The organism is Vibrio sp. 10N.222.52.C3 (genome assembly GCF_041474195.1).
Classification (GTDB): domain Bacteria; phylum Pseudomonadota; class Gammaproteobacteria; order Enterobacterales; family Vibrionaceae; genus Vibrio; species Vibrio crassostreae_C.
On sequence record NZ_JBFRTQ010000220.1, the window covers coordinates 1 to 208 of the forward strand.

Below are 208 nucleotides of genomic sequence, written 5' to 3' on the forward strand. Positions count from 1 at the left end.
CTTAAAGATGGTGGAGCTATGCGGGATCGAACCGCAGACCTCCTGCGTGCAAGGCAGGCGCTCTCCCAGCTGAGCTATAGCCCCATCTAGGTCGATATTGGTGGGTCTGAGTGGACTTGAACCACCGACCTCCCGCTTATCAGGCGAGCGCTCTAACCAGCTGAGCTACAGACCCAATATCGTCTCTTAACTTTTCTAAACCTAATCA

At 53.4% G+C, this 208-nt stretch carries 2 tRNA genes; both read right to left on the bottom strand.

Annotation, left to right across the window (positions count from 1 at the left end):
• Positions 1-8 precede the first annotated feature (8 nt).
• Positions 9-84 (bottom strand) — tRNA-Ala (locus AB4517_RS22405).
• Positions 85-98: 14 nt separating this feature from the next.
• Positions 99-175: transfer RNA gene (locus AB4517_RS22410), tRNA-Ile, on the bottom strand.
• Positions 176-208 lie beyond the last annotated feature (33 nt).